Here is a 17,711-nt window from a genome sequence, read left to right as displayed (position 1 = left end):
CGGGAGCGACGGTTTGGAATGGAATTCACCGGCAAGCGCGTGATAGTCATGGGATTAGGGCGGTTCGGCGGAGGCATCGGCGTCACGCGGTGGCTCAGCGGCCAGGGTGCGCGGGTCCTTGTGACCGATCTGGCCGCGCCTGATGATCTGAAAGAGAGCGTTGCGAAGCTATCAGATTTGCGGATTGAATTTCGGTTTGGCGCGCATGATGTCGCCGATCTGGATGGGTGTGACCTTGTCGTTGTCAGTCCGGCCGTGGACAAGGCGAAGTCGGCGTTCGTTTCCGAAGCTATTCGCCGAGGCGTGCCTATTTCGAGCGAGATGAACTTGTTTCTCGATCGGTGCCGCGCGCGTGTCGTGGGCATCACCGGGTCGGTGGGAAAGAGCACGACCACGGCCATGATCGGCGCCGTGCTTGATTCGGCTAGGAATGAGCCGTCGTGGAAGCACGGCCGCGTCTGGCTCGGCGGCAATATCGGGAAATCGCTGCTTGACGATCTACCAAGGATTGGTCAGGCCGATATCGTCGTATTGGAGCTATCAAGCTTCCAACTTGAGGACGCAGCGCCGCTTCGCAGGAGTCCGGCGATCGCGCTTGTCACGAATGTTCGAGAGAATCACCTGGATCGGCACGGCACACTGGCCGCGTATGCGCTGGCCAAATCAAATGTGTATCGATATCAGAAAGACGACGATTGGCTGATTATGCCGTTCAGCGGCGCCGAAGCACTGCCAGATGTGCCGTCAGTCGGGCACCGGATCATTCGATTCGGGGCGGATGAGTCAACGCGCGAAGCCGTCGTAGAGACGCGAGACGAGCGCGGGGTGGTGCAGCGATTCACGTTTCCGCTGACCCTTTCGGTTCCAGGATTGCATAATATTCAGAATGCGGCCGGCGCGGTCGCCGTCGCGCGGCTGTTGGGTGTCGAGTACGAAGTGACGGTGAACGCCTTGTCCCAATTCACGGGGCTCGTTCACCGGCTTGAATTCGTTCGAGAATACCGAGGCGTTCGATATTTCAACGACTCCAAGGCCACATCGCCCGAAGCCGCAATGACTTCCATACGGGCGTTTGATGCGCCGGTGGTTGTTCTGGCCGGCGGATCCGACAAGGGCGGTTCGTTTGAGTCTTTTGGAGCATTTCTCGCGAGGCAGACCAAAGCCGTTGTCTGCATCGGTCAGACCCGCGATCGCATTGGCGCGGCCGTCCGGGTTGCCGCGTCGGGCTGTGGCGCAGGACCGAGTATAATCCCCGCCGCCGATTTCGTATCGGCGGTTTGTTCGGCCCGTGATCTGGCACGGCCTGGCGATGTCGTCCTGCTCTCTCCGGGCTGCGCGAGTTACGACTGGTTCAAAAATTATGAACAGCGCGGCGATCAGTTCCGGCAGATCGTCAACGGCTGGCAGGAAAGTGAGGTTTGACGCAGCCGCGGTGACGACGCATGATTTCCGCGATGAGCACGAATCCCTCCACGCCGCCTGGCGCGCCGTTCGACCGCACTGCGATAGCCGGTAATGTTCCCGAAGGACCCATTGTACCCGAGCTGGCGGAGTATCGACGCACACTTCTCGGGAGTATCGACGAACGCTACCTAGATAATCACATTGTCCGGGCGGCGGCCATCATTCTGCTCGGCGCCGCCCTCCTCATTCCTTCCATCCAATTCGTCGTGAAAATTCAGAAAGCGGACGTCAGTCTGTATCGCGAGGGCGGTGAGCGGCTTCGCACCGCACTGGGGCGCTGGTTGCCTACGGCCGAGTTGATGCTGGACCCCGATAACCAGGTCAACCCCTACGGAATGGGCCACTGGTTTCCGACGCCGCCACTGGTATTACTCAGCATTGCGCCGCTGACCCGGCTCGGTGTAGTCGGTGCGGCGATCGTCTGGTCAGCAGGAAAAATCGTCGCGGTACTGGTTGGGTTGGCATTAACGATCCGCGGAATCGGGCGAGCATCATTCGCAGTGCCGATCGGAGTTCTGCTGATGGCGATGGCGTACTCCGTCCGCCCGATCGTCAGTGACATTTCCCATGGCAACCTGAACATATTCATGATGGCATGGCTTGCGATCGCATGGGGGCTGTTCGTGCGGCGATTCGACTTTTGCGCCGGACTGTTTCTTGCCTTGGCGGTCGTCACAAAGCTGACGCCGGCTCTAGCGTTGGTGTACTTCGCGTACAAGCGTCAATGGCGCGTGTTGATCGGGGCCGCGGTCGGAATGGGCATGTTCTTTATTGTGATTCCGGGCCTGATACTCGGGTTCGAGAAAAACTGGCATTACCTGAAGTCCTGGTTTGACATGCTTGTCGCGCCTTTCGCGCTGCACGGCTACGCCGCGTACGAACCAGCCAATCAATCGCTGTTTGGCGTCGTGATGCGGCTGTTCGGCAAAGTGGGCATTCTGCAGATTGAAGAGATGCCGGTGGACATGGCCTTCAATTCCGGAATGGAAGACATGGCGCGTCCCGCAACGTCGCTCGGAAGATTGCTCAAGCCGGCGATCTCGCTGCCGATTTTCGCCGTATTGGCTTGGGTTTGTCGCACGCCGACGCGCGACCGGCGCGATCCGCGGCTGCTCCTTGAGTTTTCGATGATCCTCCTTGCAATGCTCTTGCTGAGCGAACGCACATGGAAGCACCATGCGACGACGTTGCCGATCGTTTTCATCGCAGTCTGGTACGTGCTGACGTGTCGCCCGTTGACAGAGCGCTTTCGGGCATGGTTCGTGGCCGGACTCTCGGCGCAGCTGGTCTTGCTGGTGTTGCTGAGTGAAGGGATTCTTCGGGATCGCCTGGCTGAGAGACTGCTTGACTATGGGGTATTCTGCTGGGGGTTGCTGCTGTGTTTTATTCAGGCGGGCCTTCTCATTATCGCAGTGAGCGCGAAGCGTTGTTCAACCGTACCAAGCGAGTACCCTGAACCGACGGCAGGTTGACTTCGCCTCAATCGGGTTTCCCCCCGCCCCATACCGGCGCGCCGGCGTCAAGCTCCACACCGAGCCCTTCGGCGATTCGATTGATATAGTTGAAATATGCAATGATCTGTGTCGCGTCGTGAATGGCGACATCGTCCCAGCCCACTGCGCGGAGACGGTTCAGATCCGATTCTTCCATTTTCGCCGCGAGATGGGTCAGTTTTTCGGCGTAGTTCAGGAGCGCGGCATCCTTCGGCTCAACGCCCGCGGACCGCCAATCGCGAACGACCGCATGCACAAACGCATCGGCTTCGGCGGCGCTCATGTGGTCGACCTCGGCACGGAGGTCCGTCGCGTGAGACTGCACTCAGTAAAAGCACGCGTTGGCGCCGCTGACGACCGTCGCGATCATTTCACGCACGTAGCGGGGCAGGGGCGACGCTCCGAACATAAGCGTCCGGTACATCGCCATCGAATCACCCAGCGCGCGGGCATTGAGCGACATCGATCGGACGATGTTGTACACTCGGCCGGCACGTCTCCGAGCCGCCTCAAACTGTTCACCAATTTGGCCGTCGGCATCGTCGTCAGAAATGGTCTGAATCCAGGTCATACGATTATCCGCCTAGTGCGGGGCTATCGGCTTGCGATTGCTCGGATCCTCGCCTCGATATCTGATTCGGACAGACCCGTGTAGGCCAGAATATCTTCAGGCGACTTCGCACTCTTCGGGATCCTGCGACAGATCATGCTCTCGACGCGAACATCTCCGGCGGACGCTGCTGATTCCGCCACGGCGCTGGCCAGCCCTCCGATGTAATTGTCTTCGACGGTGAGGACTCGGCCGCCAGTTTTCGCGGCTGCCGCGAGAATCAGTGAAGCATCGAGCGGGAATGAATAGGAATCGATCAGGGTGCATCGCACGCCCGCTGCTGCGAGCCGATCGATCGCAGCCTTGCAGACGTGAACCATGTATCCGGAGGAAACGACTGTGACGGCATCTCCTTCGCTCAGCATGTGCGAACCGCCGATGGAGAACCTGGTTTCGGGCGAATAGAGCAAAGCGACATCCGGTCGATGCGTTCGCATGTAACACATGCCGTCATGATTCGCCATCAGTACCGTGCAGTGATAGGCCGAGACGGCATCGGACGGCTGGAAACTGATACACGCGGGCCGTCCGAAACCATTGTCCGCGCATCCTGCACTGCGAAAGAATGCAACATCGTGAAGGCTCATCTGGCTCGGCCCGTCGGCTGCAAGCGAAATTCCAGAATGGGATCCGACGATCTTGATGTTCGCCCGGGAGATTTGAGCCATTTCGATCTGGTCGTAGGCCCGCGAGACGAATTTCGCAAACGAGCTTGCGAATGGAATGAAACCTGCCGCAGACATGCCGGCCGCAACCGAGATCATGTTCTGTTCGGCGATCTTGCATTCGACGAATCGGTCAGGGTGCTTCTTCCCGAGCATCTCCGCGAATGTGGAGTTGCTGACGTCTGCATCGAGGGCGATGATCCGTGAATCCGCCTCGGCGATCGCGAGAAGGGCGGCGCCGTAGGCCCGGCGCGTCGCCATTTTTCCCTTGGCGACCACCCCATCGAGACCGGCCAGCTTCATCGCGTCTGTGAAATTCGGTGCGCTGATTGTGCGCTTCTCGAATGGCTTTGCGACGGCAGGGGATTTCACTTCAAGACCGGTCGCGACGGGTCCACCGGAGACTCCGAGCGTTTTGCCTGTTGCATCGAGCTCCGCGCAGGCTGAGGCCAATTGATCAGGAGGTACGGGCTTGCCGTGATTGGATCGATCCTTGATCGATGAGCATCCCCACCCCTTTTGGGTTCGAGCGATGACCGCCAAAGGCTTCGCGCGATTGCGTCCGGAAAGTGCCGCGCGAATGGCATCAGGATCATGTCCGTCGATTGTCACGGTCTGCCAGCCGAACGCGGCCGCTTTCGACTCCAGGCTTTCCACCGACTGCTGCGATGATACATAATCGGCCTGGCCCTGGCCGTTGCAGTTGAAGATCGCTGTCAGATTGGACAGGCGTTGATCGATGGCAAAATCCATCGCCTCCCAGATTTGCCCCTCACGCGATTCGCCATCGCCGATCAGTGTATAGATCTGTTTGTCGATGCCGCGACTGCGTGCGGCAAGCGCCAAGCCCGCTCCAACGCTCAAGCCTTGTCCAAGCGAGCCGGTTGCGGCATCAAAGAAGTGGAATCCTTCGGCGGGATTGGGGTGCCCATCCAACGGACTGGTGATTTCCCGGAGCGTGCTCAACTCATCCCTGGAAAGCCGACGCGCGCTCGCCCGATCGCGGCCGACGACTCCGCCAAGATCGGCCCAAGCCGCATACACGGCCGGTACCGCGTGTCCTTCGGAGAGCACAAGCCGGTCGTTCCCGGCGTCCCAAGGGTCGGCGGGGTTGTGATGCATGATGTCGTACATCAGGACGACAACAAGATGAATGATCGAAAGTGAGCTGGTGGGGTGGCCGGATCCGGCGGCGGTGGTCATCCGCAGGACGTCTTTCCCAAGTTCGATCGCCTTGCCGTTCACAAAGTCCTTGAATTTCATCTTCTCTCCCGTGACGTGCTTTCACTCAAGATCCGGCCCGTAGCCTAACAGGTTGATAACGGTCTGCAACGCCAGTCATTCTGTGAATTCCCGGGCGTCAGTCTCGCTGAATGGTCGAAGCCAGTTCGAGCAGCTTGGCAATCGTTCGCATGTTCCGCACAGTTACATCCACGCCGAGCAGCCGCTCAACGCGCTGGGCCAACTTTGAATTCCCGATACCGTCCGGGGCATGAAGATAGAACGCCGCGCTGGTCAATTTGAATTGCTCGGTGTTCGACTTCAGCGTCGCAATGGCTTCGAGGTCGGGTTTGATTGGTTTGGATGCAAGGATGCCGATCTGGAGCTTCGTCGGATCAGCCATCCCCTCAGGAAATGGGTTGTCTTTGAGAATGCTCAAGAGGGCGCTGTCGCTCAGAATCATGATTTCCGGCCGAAATCCCTTGAGTTCTTGAATCGTCGCTCCCATCCGTTTTTCCAGTCCTTTCGCATTCGCGGCTGAACATTGAAAAGCGGCATTGCCGCTCTGGATGTAGGTGCGAACATTCTCAAGGCCCAGCGCGCTCATGATCGAAACAAGCTCTTTCATGGGGATGACCCGGGTCCCCCCGACGTTAATGCCGCGTATGAGAGCGATATAAGTCTTCATCAGGCGCAGGTTAATGAATCACGGGGTTGCTGGAAAGATTCCCGAAGGACTGGGGGTGGATTGGAGATTTGGGTTTCTGGTCTTATAATCGCGCGGCATTCCGGTCGATATGACTGGAGTCGGACAAGGATGTCACCCTTTTTTGCACGGGGGTATTGATCGTGGATTGTTTCGTCATCAGCGGCGGAAAGCGACTGAAAGGAACCGTACCCATCAGCGGCTCGAAGAATGCCGCGCTGCCCATCATGGCCGCGTCGATCCTGACGGAAGGGGAGACGGTGCTCAAGGGTGTTCCTGACCTGACGGACATCCGTTCGTTGTCCTACTTGCTCGAGAAACTCGGTGTTCGGGTGTTTCACCACGACAACGGGAACATCAATCTCAAAGTCGAAGACGAGATGAATTGCCACGCCGAGTACGAACTTGTGCGGCAAATGCGTGCGAGTGTTTGCGTGATGGGGCCTCTGCTGGCCAGGCGCGGTCGCGCGCAGGTCAGTCTCCCCGGCGGATGCAACATCGGTTATCGCCCGATCAACCTTCACCTACAAGGATTGGAAGCGCTGGGCGCGACGGTTGAGCTGACCGGCGGCGATATCCATGTCCGAGCCAAGAAGCTTAAGGGCGCTGAGATATTTCTTGGCGGCCCGTTCGGATCGACCGTACTGGGTACTGCAAACGTCATGATGGCCGCCTGTCTGGCAGACGGCACTTCGGTTATCGAATGCGCCGCCTGCGAGCCTGAGGTGGTCGATCTGGCGAATTATCTGAATGCCTGCGGCGCGAGAATCAGCGGGCACGGCACGCCACGAATCACAATTGAGGGCGTCAACGAGTTAAAAGGTTGTGAGCACCAGGTGATTCCTGACCGAATTGAGGCCGGAACCTTCATGGTGGCTGCGGCGATCACCAACGGCGATGTTCGTCTCACCAATTGCCGATTGGATCATCTTCTTGCGGTGGTGGATCGACTGAAGGCGATTGGGGTGCATGTGGAGCGTTCGCCGGATGGATACGTGCAGGTGTCATCGGCCCGCCGATTGGAGCCCGTACAAATCACCACGCAGCCGTACCCGGGATTCCCGACAGATATTCAGGCCCAGATGATGACACTTCTGTGTCTCGCCGACGGGAACAGCATCATCACGGAAAAAATCTACCCGGACCGATTTGTACACGTGGCGGAACTCAATCGCATGGGCGCGATTCTCCGAAAAGAGGGGCCGACCGTCATCGTTGAGGGTGTGAAGCAACTCGTGGGCGCTCCGGTCATGGCAAGCGACCTTCGCGCGTCGGCCGCGCTGGTTGTTGCCGGACTGGTCGCGAAGGGGAAGACGACGGTCTCCCGCGTCTACCATATCGATCGCGGATACGATCGAATCGAGCAGCGGTTGAATGCACTCGGCGCCGAGATCAAGCGCGTGCCGGAGTAATGGCATCCGTGCGTATTGATCAATGCCGGCAGCTTCGCCACATGAGTCGCGTATGAACGCCGCTGTTCTGACGATTTCTGATTCCCGTTCGAAAGGCATTACCGAGGACCGCAGCGGACCGGCCGCGGATTCGGCGCTCGCGAACCTCGGGTTGACCGTGATCGAGCGGGTTATCGTCCCTGATGAAGCCGAGTTGATTCGCAGCGCCGTTCTTGAAAGGATTGGCCGGGTCGCGCTGATTGTGACGACCGGCGGTACGGGGATCAGCGAGCGGGATGTGACGCCGGACATTGTAGAACCACTCTTTGAAAAACGGTTGCCAGGCTTCGGCGAGATCATGCGGACCGGAACTTATGGCAAGACTCCCTTGGCGATCATTTCTCGCGGTGGGGCGGGAATTATCGGCCGGACGCTGGTTGTGATGCTGCCGGGCAGCCCCAAGGGCGTTTTGGACTGCCTGGCGCTGCTCGGTCCGGCGATCTGCCATGTCCTGAAGGTGCTGAATCGTCTGGTGGTGGATTGCCAGTTGGAGCAGGGGTCGAACCGTCAGCATGAATAGACCAAACCGCGACGCCACATTCTGACCGCATGCGCGTCCGCGTACTGCCGGCTTAGGTGAATTCAGCCGAATCGCATCGAGCGGATCAGGCTTGTGCGGACTAGAATGGTTCGCAATAGATTCCCGCCTCAGGCCAATGCTATCATATGTTCCCAATTCGCGACAACAATCCCACCTCGACAGTACCCTACATGACCATCGGATTGATTCTCATCAACACCGTGGTCTTTATTCTGCAACTCAGCGCTCCGCATGGTCTGAATGACCCTCTGATCTGGAAGTACGGATTCGTACCGGCCGAGCTCGTTTTTTCGTCGTCGGAGTTTGATGCCGCCATGAATCAATATCCACCGGTTAAGCCGATTACCGACCGGTATGGACGAAGCGCCATTGACTTCCGAACGGGCAAGCCGATTGTTCAGAAAGACGTGGATGCAATCAAGGCGGCTGAGGCGATTCCCGCGACGATCAACATCGTCACCTGTATGTTTCTACATGGGGGCTGGATGCACCTCATTGGAAACATGCTGTTTCTCTGGGTTTTCGGCAACAACGTGGAGGATCGGCTAGGACCTGCCCTGTACCTGATTTTTTATCTTGCGACGGGCGTGTGTGGCAATCTTGCGCACACATTTTTTGAGCCGTCGCTCATGCCGCTGGTGGGCGCGAGTGGTGCGATCAGCGGAGTGATGGGCGCGTATCTACTGCTGTTTCCACGATCGAGGATTCTTGCAATCGTGCCGATCGGTTATTACCCGGTCACGCTCAATCTTCCGGCGTTCATGTATCTTGGGTTTTACATTCTGCTGCAGAACCTGTTCCCGGCATTTCGTGGCAGTGAAGGGAACGTCGCATACTGGGCGCATATCGGCGGATTCGCCGCCGGGATGGCATTGATTGCCGTTTTGCCTAAGCGGCCACATCATCCGCGGCTGGTGCCCGCGGAAGACGCAGGCGCGGATGATGCCGATTTTGTGCTCTGACAGGTGTGCTTCGAGGCTTCGTCAAGCTGTGCGGATGCACGCCATCAAAAGAAAGTTGCGCCGATCGTCGCGAGCACCGCTTGAATACAGCCAATTCCAAATTGGGCGCAGGTACCTACAGTGAGTACAGCGAAGGCAGCATATCGAGTCCTGCGGCGCCGCCGACGGTTTGGAGTTCGAATCATGTGTCCGCTTCCTTTCTGAATCAAGCGAATGTGCGACAGTCTAGATCGACCCTGCCTTCGCGGCAATTCGAAGTCAGTATCCGATCCCGTCGGTTTCATGGCGCGTCGCTCGGTCTTGGCTTGTTGGCGATCGAGGGCTATTCTTGCATCGTAGCTAATCAGTCATCGCGGCTGGCTTCCCAGGGAGTTGGATCCTGTCAGGGATCAGACACCGACCAAGGCCGGCAACGTGTGCGTTGGCCGAGAGTTGGGACGAATGCGAATGGCGAATGGTCCGAAACCACATTGGTAGAATGGTCGAGACAAGGACGGGTGGAATCATGACTTCAAGCTCGTATGCATCTCAGCCGCACCGCATGAGATTCAGGCAAGTCTCTGCGAGCATGACCTTTCTATTCGGGATGTGTTTTTCCGGCGTAAGAGTCGATGCCTCACCGAAGATCGGTGATGTTGCACCGGCAATGGACGGCATCCGGTGGTTAAATGCAACACCGAAGTCAATTCCCGGTGGTCAGGAACCGGCACGGCATGTATTCGTCGTCGAATTCTGGGCAACTTGGAGCGGGCCATGCCGAAAGCTCGTGCCGCGATTGACCACGCTGCACGAGAAGTACGGCAGACAAGGCGTGATCGTCCTCAGCATCAGCGACGAGGCGGAAGCAGACGTTCAGGCATTTCTTAAGAAGTTTCCGGCGATGCCGTATCACGTCGGCGTGGATCCAAACGGTGAGACAAGCAAGGTCTGGATTGATGACATCGATGGAATTCCACATGCTTTTGTGGTTGATCGCGATAAGCGTGTGATCTGGAGCGGCCACCCCGCTGATTATGAAGGACTCGAATCCGCGGTGCGTGGCGCGCTGACGGGGACGTTCGATCTCGCCGCCGCACGGATCGCCGAAGCCAATCAGGTGAAGTACGACGAGCTCTTGCCGGCGCTTCAGTCGCTCTACGCAGGCTGGGAGGCGGGTGGCCTGGAAGCGGACAAGCGTGCCGCCACGGAGCGTGAGCTGATCACAACTGTCGAGAAGATGATTCAACTTTGTCCGGGGGACGTTCAACCTTCGCTGATCAAGAGACAGCTCTTGCGAGCATTTGGACGGGAATCAGAGGCCGACACCTTCGGACAGTCGATGGAATCGCGCTTTGCCAATTCACCCACGGCGCTGGCGGAAATCGCCCGAACCGAACTCGGCACGGACCTGAATTACCGCCGGCCGGCCGTCATGCTGCGATGCGCAAGGAAGGCCGTTGAGCTGAGCGAGAGTGATGATGCCGAGATACTGGCACTGCTCGCCCAGATTGAATGTGAGGTCGGCATGGTGGACGCCGCTGCTGCTCACCAAACTAAGGCGTTGATGATCGTCACAAGGCCGGAGCGGGGATATGACGGCGATGAACAGAAGCTCTATCGTGATGTTCTGGAATACTACAGGGCCGTGAAATCACTGCATCAAATCGAAGAGAAGCCTGCCGAGCCGCCATCCTCTCAGCCGGCGGAGAGTCGGTGAATTACCGCTGTTTCAGGTCAGCGCCGAGGAGGCTCGCCGAGGTCCTAATTGGATTCGGCAAGACTGATGAAAAATGAGGCGTGGTAACGGGCCATTTCATGCAGTGGGAACGCGGCTATTACACCCAGACCCAAGCGGCCGGTGCTAAACCGTGGATTGAACGCTTTCGATATTGGGGGCAGCAGCAAGCGCGGCGGTTGCGGTGACGGGCCGCCCAAGTGCCCGCTGAACTGATGCGGCGATTCCAGTCGCATCAATTCCGCACTGGGCAAGCTGATCTGCACGAGATCCGTGCGGGACGAATCGATCCGTCGGCATGCCCAGCAACTTCACATGGGATGCGTCCAGACCCAACTGTTGAGCCGCCTCGAGCACGCAGCTTCCGAATCCCGCAGCGACCGAGTGTTCTTCCACCGTGAAGACGGGCACGCCGCGATGCAACGCATCGGTCACCATGTCGCGATCAATCGGCTTGGCAAACCGCGCATTGACGACGCGTGCGCCGACGCCGTCTGAGGCGAGGATTTCCGCTGCGTCGATCGCCGCTTTGCAGGTGGAACCATACGCCAGTATCACGGCATCGACGCCATCGTGGAGGACCACTGATCGGCCCAATTCAAAGGGTGGTGTGTTTCCGCCGTAGAGCGATTCGGGCACGGTGTCACGCGGATACCGGGTTGCTGCCGGGACATTAAGCTTGAGCGCCAGCCTCAGACTCTCGAGTACTTCGTCGCCATCGGCGGGGGCCATCAGCACCATGTTGGGCATTCCGCGAAGGTAGGCGATGTCGAGGAATCCGTGGTGCACCGGGCCATCACCACCGACAAGGCCTGCACGATCCAGGGCAAAAATCACCGGCAGCCTTTGCAGGACGACCTCCTGAAAAATCTGGTCAAAAGCGCGTTGAAGAAATGTGGAGTAGACGGCGACGACCGGCCGTAGGCCGGCTTTGCACATGCCGGCAGCGATGTCAACCGTGCAGCTTTCCGCGATGCCGCCGTCAAGGTATCGATCCGGATAAACCTGCTGGAACTTGCTGAGGCCTGTGCCGTCCGGCATCGCGGCCGTCAGTGCATGAATGCGGCTGTCTTCTCCCGCGAGTTGGATCACAGCGTCCGCCAGTGCAGCGGTAAAGCTCCGACCACCGGACTGAATCTCAACGCGACAGCCCTCCACCTTGAACGGTTTGGGGCTGTGGAATTTGGTGGGTTCGGCCAATGCGAAATCCGCGCCACGGCCCTTTTCCGTATGCACATGGAGGAGCACCGGATGGTTCACATCCTTGAGGCCGTCGAGCAGTTCTATCATGTGCTCGACATCGTGTCCGTCCGTCGGACCGACATAGACAAACCCCAACTGCTCAAAAATCTGGTGCGGCGAAACAGTCGCTTTGAAACCCTCTTTGAGATGATCGAGAGCTTCGAAAGTCGCCTTCCCGACGAGCGGGATTTGAGGAAGATACTTCTTCACTCGTTTCTTGAGTTCCTCGTAGAGCGGGCTCACACGGAACTTCGCCAGGTACTCCGCCATGCCGCCCTGGGTCGGCGCGATGCCCATCGAGTTGTCGTTGAGGATGACAAGTAGTTGACGCTTGAGTGTACCGGCCTGATTCAGACCTTCGAACGATACGCCGTTGAAAATGCTGGCATCGCCCACGACGGCGACGACTCGGCGACTTTCGCCGAGAGCCGCGACGCCACGCGCCATGCCGACGGCAGTCGGAACGGCCGTGCCCGCATGACCGACGTTGAACAAGTCGTACTCGCTCTCTTCGATGTTCGGAAAACCGGAGAGTCCGCCGGACTTACGAATGGAATCGAACCGCTCATTTCGGCCGGTCAGAATTTTGTGAACATATGCCTGATGCCCGACATCCCACAACAGGCAGTCATGCTTGAAATCAAAGACGCGGTGCAGCGCGATCGTCAGTTCCGCGATGCCAAGGTTACTGGCGAGATGCCCGCCCTGGCGGCTGACCACTCCGATGATGCGCTCGCGAATCTCTGTCGCGAGTTGATTGAGCTGCGCAATTGAGAGACCTCGCAGATCCGCAGGCGAGTGGATTTTGGGAAGAATTTTGTCCATCGTTCGGACTACCTGTCCTTTCAAGCGTCGTTTAATTCGTCGCTTTCTTCGCGGCCGGGCGACGACATCAGCCGACATATCCGTGTTCCCCCGTCGTCTATGAACTCCGTTCCACGACGTATTTCGCAAGGTCGATAAGGCGGTCTGCCCTCGTCCCGAAAGGACGGATTGCAGCGATCGCTCGCTCGACCGACTCTTGAGCCAGTTGCCGGGAAGCCTCGAGGCCGATTGCTCGTGGGTATGTCTGCTTGCCGGCGGCCAAGTCTTTACCGAGACGTTTGCCGGCAAGCTCGCTTGACCCGGTTTCGTCAAGCAGGTCGTCCGCGATCTGGAATGCGAGACCCAGATTCAGACCATATTCGGACAGCCGATTCAGATTGGCTTCTGAGTCATCCGCGGACATTGCGCCAAGTCGGCATGCCGATTGAATCAGTCGCGCCGTTTTTGCACGATGGATTCGATGCACGAGCGCTCGCGACGATGGCAAGGATTCGCCATCGATATCGTCGGCCTCACCGCCGATCATGCCGGCGGCACCGGCAGCATTGGCTAGTTCAGCTATCATGCGTTTGCACCGATCCGCGGGTTCAACTTCTGTTGCGAGCAATTCGAACGCCCAAGCCAAGAGAGCATCGCCCGCGAGGATGGCCGTCGCCTCACCGAAAACGCGGTGATTGGTCGGTAAGCCGCGTCGAAGATCGTCATTGTCAATCGGTGGCAAATCGTCATGAATCAGGCTGAATGTATGAACGGACTCGATCGCAATCGCTGCGGGCATCGCCGCATGCAACAGGCCGCCGCACAATTCGCATGACCACAGCACCAAGGCCGGACGCAGCCGCTTTCCACCGGCCATGAGGCTGTAAAGCATCGCCTCTCTAAGTCGATCCGGCGCATCGGTAAGCCGAGAGTATCTCTCGCGGATGCCGCGCTCTACGGCAACGGCAATTTCGGCCAATTCCGGCCGCAGGCGATCGTCAATTGCGGGCATCAAATTGGCTCCGCCGTGCGACTACTCAGGATTTTAGCGAACTGCTGTCGATTCAAGTTGTTCTTGCCCAGTTGCGCAGAACTTTCAAAAGAGCTGATACGCTCCGAACGTCGGGAGAGGTCGAACGAACTCGGAACCTATTGTAGCAACGATATTTATGTGTCGTCAATCGTGGGATTATCGCCCGGTGCGGCTGTGTTCGCCGGACCGCCGATCGGATAGTCCCGGGTCGCGACTGATTCATCGGCTCCAGCGGCTTCGAGCGATTGGATACGCAATTCCGCCTCGTTGAGCACCTGTCGGCATCGGCGAATCAGTTGCATCCCTTCCTCGAACTGGCGTATCGATTCTTCCAGGCCGATCTTTCCTTGTTCGATTTGGGTTGCGATCTGCTCCGATCGGCTCAGAGCGGCTTCAAAATCGAATTTTGATTTGGACATTCTATATTCTCCCTTCCGTGCTGAACCTGTTCCATTCAGCACGGTCAAAACGCACGCACTCGCGCTGAGGTCAGGAGTCGAAAAGCTCGCCCTGCCGGCTGTCCATCACTCGGCTGTTCAACTCGCCATCGGCCACGCGGGTGATGATTCGGTCACCTGTCCCGACGTCGGAAACGGCAAGAATGATCCTGCCATCACTGGCTCGGCGTGTGATTGAAAAGCCGCGCTTCAAAACACGCTCCGGTCCGGCCGCCTCAAATCGGGCCTCGATGGTGCTGATCGCCAGCCGCCTGTTCTCGACAAGTCGCCGAACGGCGCGCCAGAGGATTGCTTCCACTGAATCGAGCCTCCCTCGGTCTCGTATCAGAATACGCTGTGGCGAGTCGGTTGCCAGACGCAACTCGACTTTGCGAAGGCGAGCCTCGCAAAGCCGGATCGCCTGCGCCATCGCCCTGGCTATCCGATGTGCCGCACGGCTGAAGATCTCGCGTTGACGCGCGAGCAGCGCTTCCGGTCGCAACCGGCCGAACCGGGATTCAAGAAGGTGCAGCCGACTTCGAAAGCGATTCAATTCGCGGTTGGCATTAATCCGCATGCGTCCCTGAATATCGTCAAGGCGTTGGTGCATCCGGCGCACCTGGGAGATGGGATCACGAAACCAAGGTGATTTTTCCACTAGTGTAAGACGCATTCTCATGCGTTCGACGCGGCGAAGCATCAATTGTCGCAGCCGATGTTCGAGCGAGTCCAACTCGCTGATGACGCCAGTGAGTGTCGGAACAACAAGCTCGGCGGCGGCAGTTGGCGTCGCAGCGCGCACATCAGCGACAAAATCAGCGATGGTGAAATCGACTTCGTGGCCGACCGCGCTGACGACCGGTATCTTGCTGGAGTGGATCGCTCGTGCGACGACCTCCTCGTTGAAGGCCCAGAGGTCTTCGATGGAGCCGCCACCGCGACCGACAATGATCGCGTCGATATCGCCCAACGCCGCGCGTGAATGATTGATCCGCCGGATCGCATCGGCAATTTCGTCGGCCGCACCCTCGCCCTGAACGCGAACTCCAAAGAGAAAGACGTGCACCTTCGGATATCGTCGCGAGATGGTCTGAAGCATGTCGCGCACCGCCGCACCGGTGGGGCTTGTCACGATCGCGATGTTCCTGGGGTGCTTTGGAAGCATTCGTTTACGGGCAGGGTCAAACAAGCCTTCGCGAGCGAGTTTGGCCTTTAGTTGCTGAAATGCGAGTTCCAACGCGCCGGCGCCGACGGGTGTCAGATGCCGAACATAGAGCTGATACTGACCACGCGGCTCATAGACTTCGACGCTTCCGGTCGCCACAACCTCGATCCCTTCGGAGAGGTCGAATTTCATCGACTGCGCGGCTGATCGCCACATGACGCATCGAATCTCGCTGGCTGAGTCTTTCAGGGTGAAGTACAGATGTCCGCCTGCCGGCCGCGATAGATTTGAGACTTCGCCAATGACTCGGAGATCACCGGGCAGAGCCGCCGAGATCGCCGCCTGTACCATTCGCGTGAGCTGCGAAACACTCAGTGGAGGAACCGATCCTGCTTCAGGAGGCGAAAACTGCGGCGGCACGTCACCAGCGTCCGGACCGCGTACGCGGCCGGGATCGAACGGAAGTCGCGGCGTTCCGGATGGAGGAGTTGAACCCGGTCTTGAACGGCGCTTCACGGTGGCTCCTTCCAGAAACCGAATTCAGGACTCTGGTCCGGATCGTCGCAGATCCGCTGATTGTCTCGTACAAATCCCGCCCTGAGATACAGGCGATGAGCATCGGCCAGTTTGACGTCACTCCATGCTCGGATCGCACGGCTGCCGGAACGTCGGGCGTGCTCGATGCAAGTATTCAACAAGGCACGCCCGATGCCGCGCCCACGACACGTCGCGAGCAAATACATGCGATGTAGCTCACAGTACCCATCGTGGAATGAAACGCCGGCGCAACCGATCACGCGCGGAGGGAGATTGTCGTTTGGCGACTGCTCAACCGCGCACCAGAACATGCCGCCTGGCTCGATGTAGGTCTGGTGCGGATCGTAGATGTCGCGGCAATAGCCGTCAGCTTCCCATGTGAATCCGTATTCATCGAATACGGATTTAACGACATGGACGACGCCGTCGCGATGCTCCTGAGAATAGGGGACGATTTTCCACATGGCTTTCAAATTATGATGGATCGAGCCCGTGCATGCGAATGGAATCGCAAACGCCGCGTCAAGCGGCACGGCCGAAGCAAGCCGATCGCTCAATCGTCCTGATCATGGTGCGCGTCGATTCCGCCCGGCAGTTCAGATTCGCGAATGTGAACGCGCTCGATTTGACTGGCGCGACCGGATTCGGCATCCACCCTGACGAGGATGCCGCTTAATCGGGAGTCGTCGGTTGCGACATCGAACGGCGTCGGGAGGCCCGTGATCATGGATCGCAGCACGCGATCCTTTCGGCGACCCAGAACGCTGTCGTACGGTCCTGTCATGCCAAGATCAGTGATGTAGGCCGTGCCTCGGTCGAGAATTCGCTCGTCGGCCGTCTGAACGTGCGTGTGGGTTCCGAAGACGATGCTTGTTCGGCCGTTGAGGTGCCAACCCATCGCAACATGTTCACTGGTGGCCTCGGCATGTACGTCCACGGCAACGATCTTTACATCGTTCGGCAATCGCGATAGCACGCGATCGACCGCTTTGAACGGGCAGTCGCATGGCGGCTTCATGAACAGCCGGCCCATGAGGGAGACAATTGCCACGCGCGCGCCGGTCGGCGTTTGAAATATCGCGACCTCCTTTCCGATCGAGTCCGGCGGATAATTGGCGGGGCGGACGATGCGATCGGAACGCTGAAGGACCGGCATGATCTCGGCCTTGCGATAAATATGATCGCCCAGCGTCATCAAGTGAACGCCGTATTTCAGAAACTTTTCATACAGCGATTCCGTCAGGCCGGACCCATTGGCCGCGTTTTCGACGTTGGCGATCACACAGTCGATGCCGTGCTGCTTCACAAGCACGGGCACGGCCCGGGCCACCATTGAACGGCCGGGGCGGCCGACGACATCGCCGATGCAGAGGATGGTGATATTCAACCGAGCTTCGCTTTCCAGCCGGCGGCAGAATGCTGATTTGCCGCCACCCAACAGGGGCCACGTTCGATCCGACAGCCCCGTGCAATATACGAGCGCGACACGATGAAATCAAAGCTCCGGGCTTGATTCCCGTGATTGCACGCGCCGCCGCGTTCCGGTGAGGCGCCGTCATGACAGGTGCGTCGCAGAGGTGCAAATCGGCTTGGCACCGACCGGCTGGCGAAACGAATCGTATTGCGGCGTGCTCGCTGGAGCGCCGGTTATTTCCGTGTATAGTGG

16 protein-coding genes are annotated in these 17,711 nt (G+C 58.5%); 6 read left to right on the top strand and 10 right to left on the bottom strand.

What is annotated here, in order from left to right; translation table 11 throughout:
* Positions 1 to 18: 18 nt before the first annotated feature.
* Complete coding sequence (gene murD / locus KF841_06255) at positions 19 to 1,422, top strand: UDP-N-acetylmuramoyl-L-alanine--D-glutamate ligase (protein ID MBX3394952.1); 1,404 nt, start codon at positions 19 to 21, stop codon at positions 1,420 to 1,422.
* Positions 1,423 to 1,454: 32 nt separating this feature from the next.
* Positions 1,455 to 2,936, top strand: coding sequence for a DUF2029 domain-containing protein (locus tag KF841_06250; GenBank protein MBX3394951.1), 1,482 nt, complete (start codon positions 1,455 to 1,457; stop codon positions 2,934 to 2,936).
* 7 nt (positions 2,937 to 2,943) lie between these two features.
* Here the strand turns inward: KF841_06250 and KF841_06245 are convergent, their stop codons facing one another.
* The 4 genes from KF841_06245 to KF841_06230 form a co-directional block, all read right to left on the bottom strand.
* On the bottom strand, positions 2,944 to 3,213 hold the full coding sequence (locus tag KF841_06245) for a peroxidase (protein ID MBX3394950.1): 270 nt from the start codon (positions 3,211 to 3,213) through the stop codon (positions 2,944 to 2,946).
* Between the two features lie 69 nt (positions 3,214 to 3,282).
* Positions 3,283 to 3,528, bottom strand: coding sequence for a peroxidase (locus KF841_06240; GenBank protein ID MBX3394949.1), 246 nt, complete (start codon positions 3,526 to 3,528; stop codon positions 3,283 to 3,285).
* 23 nt (positions 3,529 to 3,551) lie between these two features.
* Positions 3,552 to 5,495, bottom strand: coding sequence for a transketolase (locus tag KF841_06235; GenBank protein MBX3394948.1), 1,944 nt, complete (start codon positions 5,493 to 5,495; stop codon positions 3,552 to 3,554).
* Between the two features lie 97 nt (positions 5,496 to 5,592).
* Complete coding sequence (locus KF841_06230) at positions 5,593 to 6,141, bottom strand: DUF1697 domain-containing protein (protein MBX3394947.1); 549 nt, start codon at positions 6,139 to 6,141, stop codon at positions 5,593 to 5,595.
* Positions 6,142 to 6,302: 161 nt separating this feature from the next.
* On the opposite strand from KF841_06230, the gene murA reads away from it, so the two are divergent.
* The 4 genes from murA (at position 6,303) to KF841_06210 (ending at position 10,809) form a co-directional block, all read left to right on the top strand.
* Positions 6,303 to 7,571: a UDP-N-acetylglucosamine 1-carboxyvinyltransferase gene (gene murA / locus KF841_06225; protein ID MBX3394946.1), complete on the top strand. Its 1,269-nt coding sequence runs from the start codon at positions 6,303 to 6,305 to the stop codon at positions 7,569 to 7,571.
* A gap of 52 nt (positions 7,572 to 7,623) precedes the next feature.
* The gene (locus tag KF841_06220; GenBank protein MBX3394945.1) at positions 7,624 to 8,130 is read left to right on the top strand and encodes a MogA/MoaB family molybdenum cofactor biosynthesis protein; all 507 of its coding nucleotides are present in this window, start codon (positions 7,624 to 7,626) and stop codon (positions 8,128 to 8,130) included.
* 146 nt (positions 8,131 to 8,276) lie between these two features.
* A complete protein-coding gene (locus KF841_06215) occupies positions 8,277 to 9,113 on the top strand; it encodes a rhomboid family intramembrane serine protease (GenBank protein MBX3394944.1) in 837 nt (278 codons plus the stop codon).
* Between the two features lie 541 nt (positions 9,114 to 9,654).
* Positions 9,655 to 10,809 (top strand): TlpA family protein disulfide reductase, encoded by a 1,155-nt coding sequence (locus tag KF841_06210; protein ID MBX3394943.1) that lies wholly within the window; start codon positions 9,655 to 9,657, stop codon positions 10,807 to 10,809.
* Between the two features lie 144 nt (positions 10,810 to 10,953).
* On the opposite strand, the gene dxs is transcribed toward KF841_06210, so the two are convergent.
* The 6 genes from dxs to KF841_06180 all read right to left on the bottom strand — a co-directional run bounded on the left by dxs (position 10,954) and on the right by KF841_06180 (position 17,426).
* Positions 10,954 to 12,894 carry a 1-deoxy-D-xylulose-5-phosphate synthase gene (dxs, locus tag KF841_06205; protein ID MBX3394942.1) on the bottom strand — a complete coding sequence of 647 codons (1,941 nt, stop codon included), beginning with the start codon at positions 12,892 to 12,894 and terminating at the stop codon, positions 10,954 to 10,956.
* Positions 12,895 to 12,991: 97 nt separating this feature from the next.
* Positions 12,992 to 13,885 carry a polyprenyl synthetase family protein gene (locus KF841_06200; protein ID MBX3394941.1) on the bottom strand — a complete coding sequence of 298 codons (894 nt, stop codon included), beginning with the start codon at positions 13,883 to 13,885 and terminating at the stop codon, positions 12,992 to 12,994.
* Between the two features lie 155 nt (positions 13,886 to 14,040).
* A complete protein-coding gene (gene xseB, locus KF841_06195; protein ID MBX3394940.1) occupies positions 14,041 to 14,325 on the bottom strand; it encodes an exodeoxyribonuclease VII small subunit in 285 nt (94 codons plus the stop codon).
* A 70-nt stretch (positions 14,326 to 14,395) separates the two neighbouring features.
* A complete protein-coding gene (gene xseA, locus KF841_06190; GenBank protein ID MBX3394939.1) occupies positions 14,396 to 16,024 on the bottom strand; it encodes an exodeoxyribonuclease VII large subunit in 1,629 nt (542 codons plus the stop codon).
* Positions 16,021 to 16,602 carry a GNAT family N-acetyltransferase gene (locus KF841_06185; protein ID MBX3394938.1) on the bottom strand — a complete coding sequence of 194 codons (582 nt, stop codon included), beginning with the start codon at positions 16,600 to 16,602 and terminating at the stop codon, positions 16,021 to 16,023. The genes xseA and KF841_06185 overlap by 4 nt, the downstream gene beginning before the upstream one ends.
* Positions 16,599 to 17,426: a TIGR00282 family metallophosphoesterase gene (locus tag KF841_06180; GenBank protein ID MBX3394937.1), complete on the bottom strand. Its 828-nt coding sequence runs from the start codon at positions 17,424 to 17,426 to the stop codon at positions 16,599 to 16,601. Before KF841_06180 ends, KF841_06185 begins: the two co-directional genes overlap by 4 nt.
* Positions 17,427 to 17,711: the final 285 nt, after the last annotated feature.

It is taken from the genome of Phycisphaerae bacterium (assembly GCA_019636475.1).
Lineage (GTDB): Bacteria > Planctomycetota > Phycisphaerae > UBA1845 > UTPLA1 > JADJRI01.
This window is presented reverse-complemented; position numbering and strand designations above follow the sequence as displayed.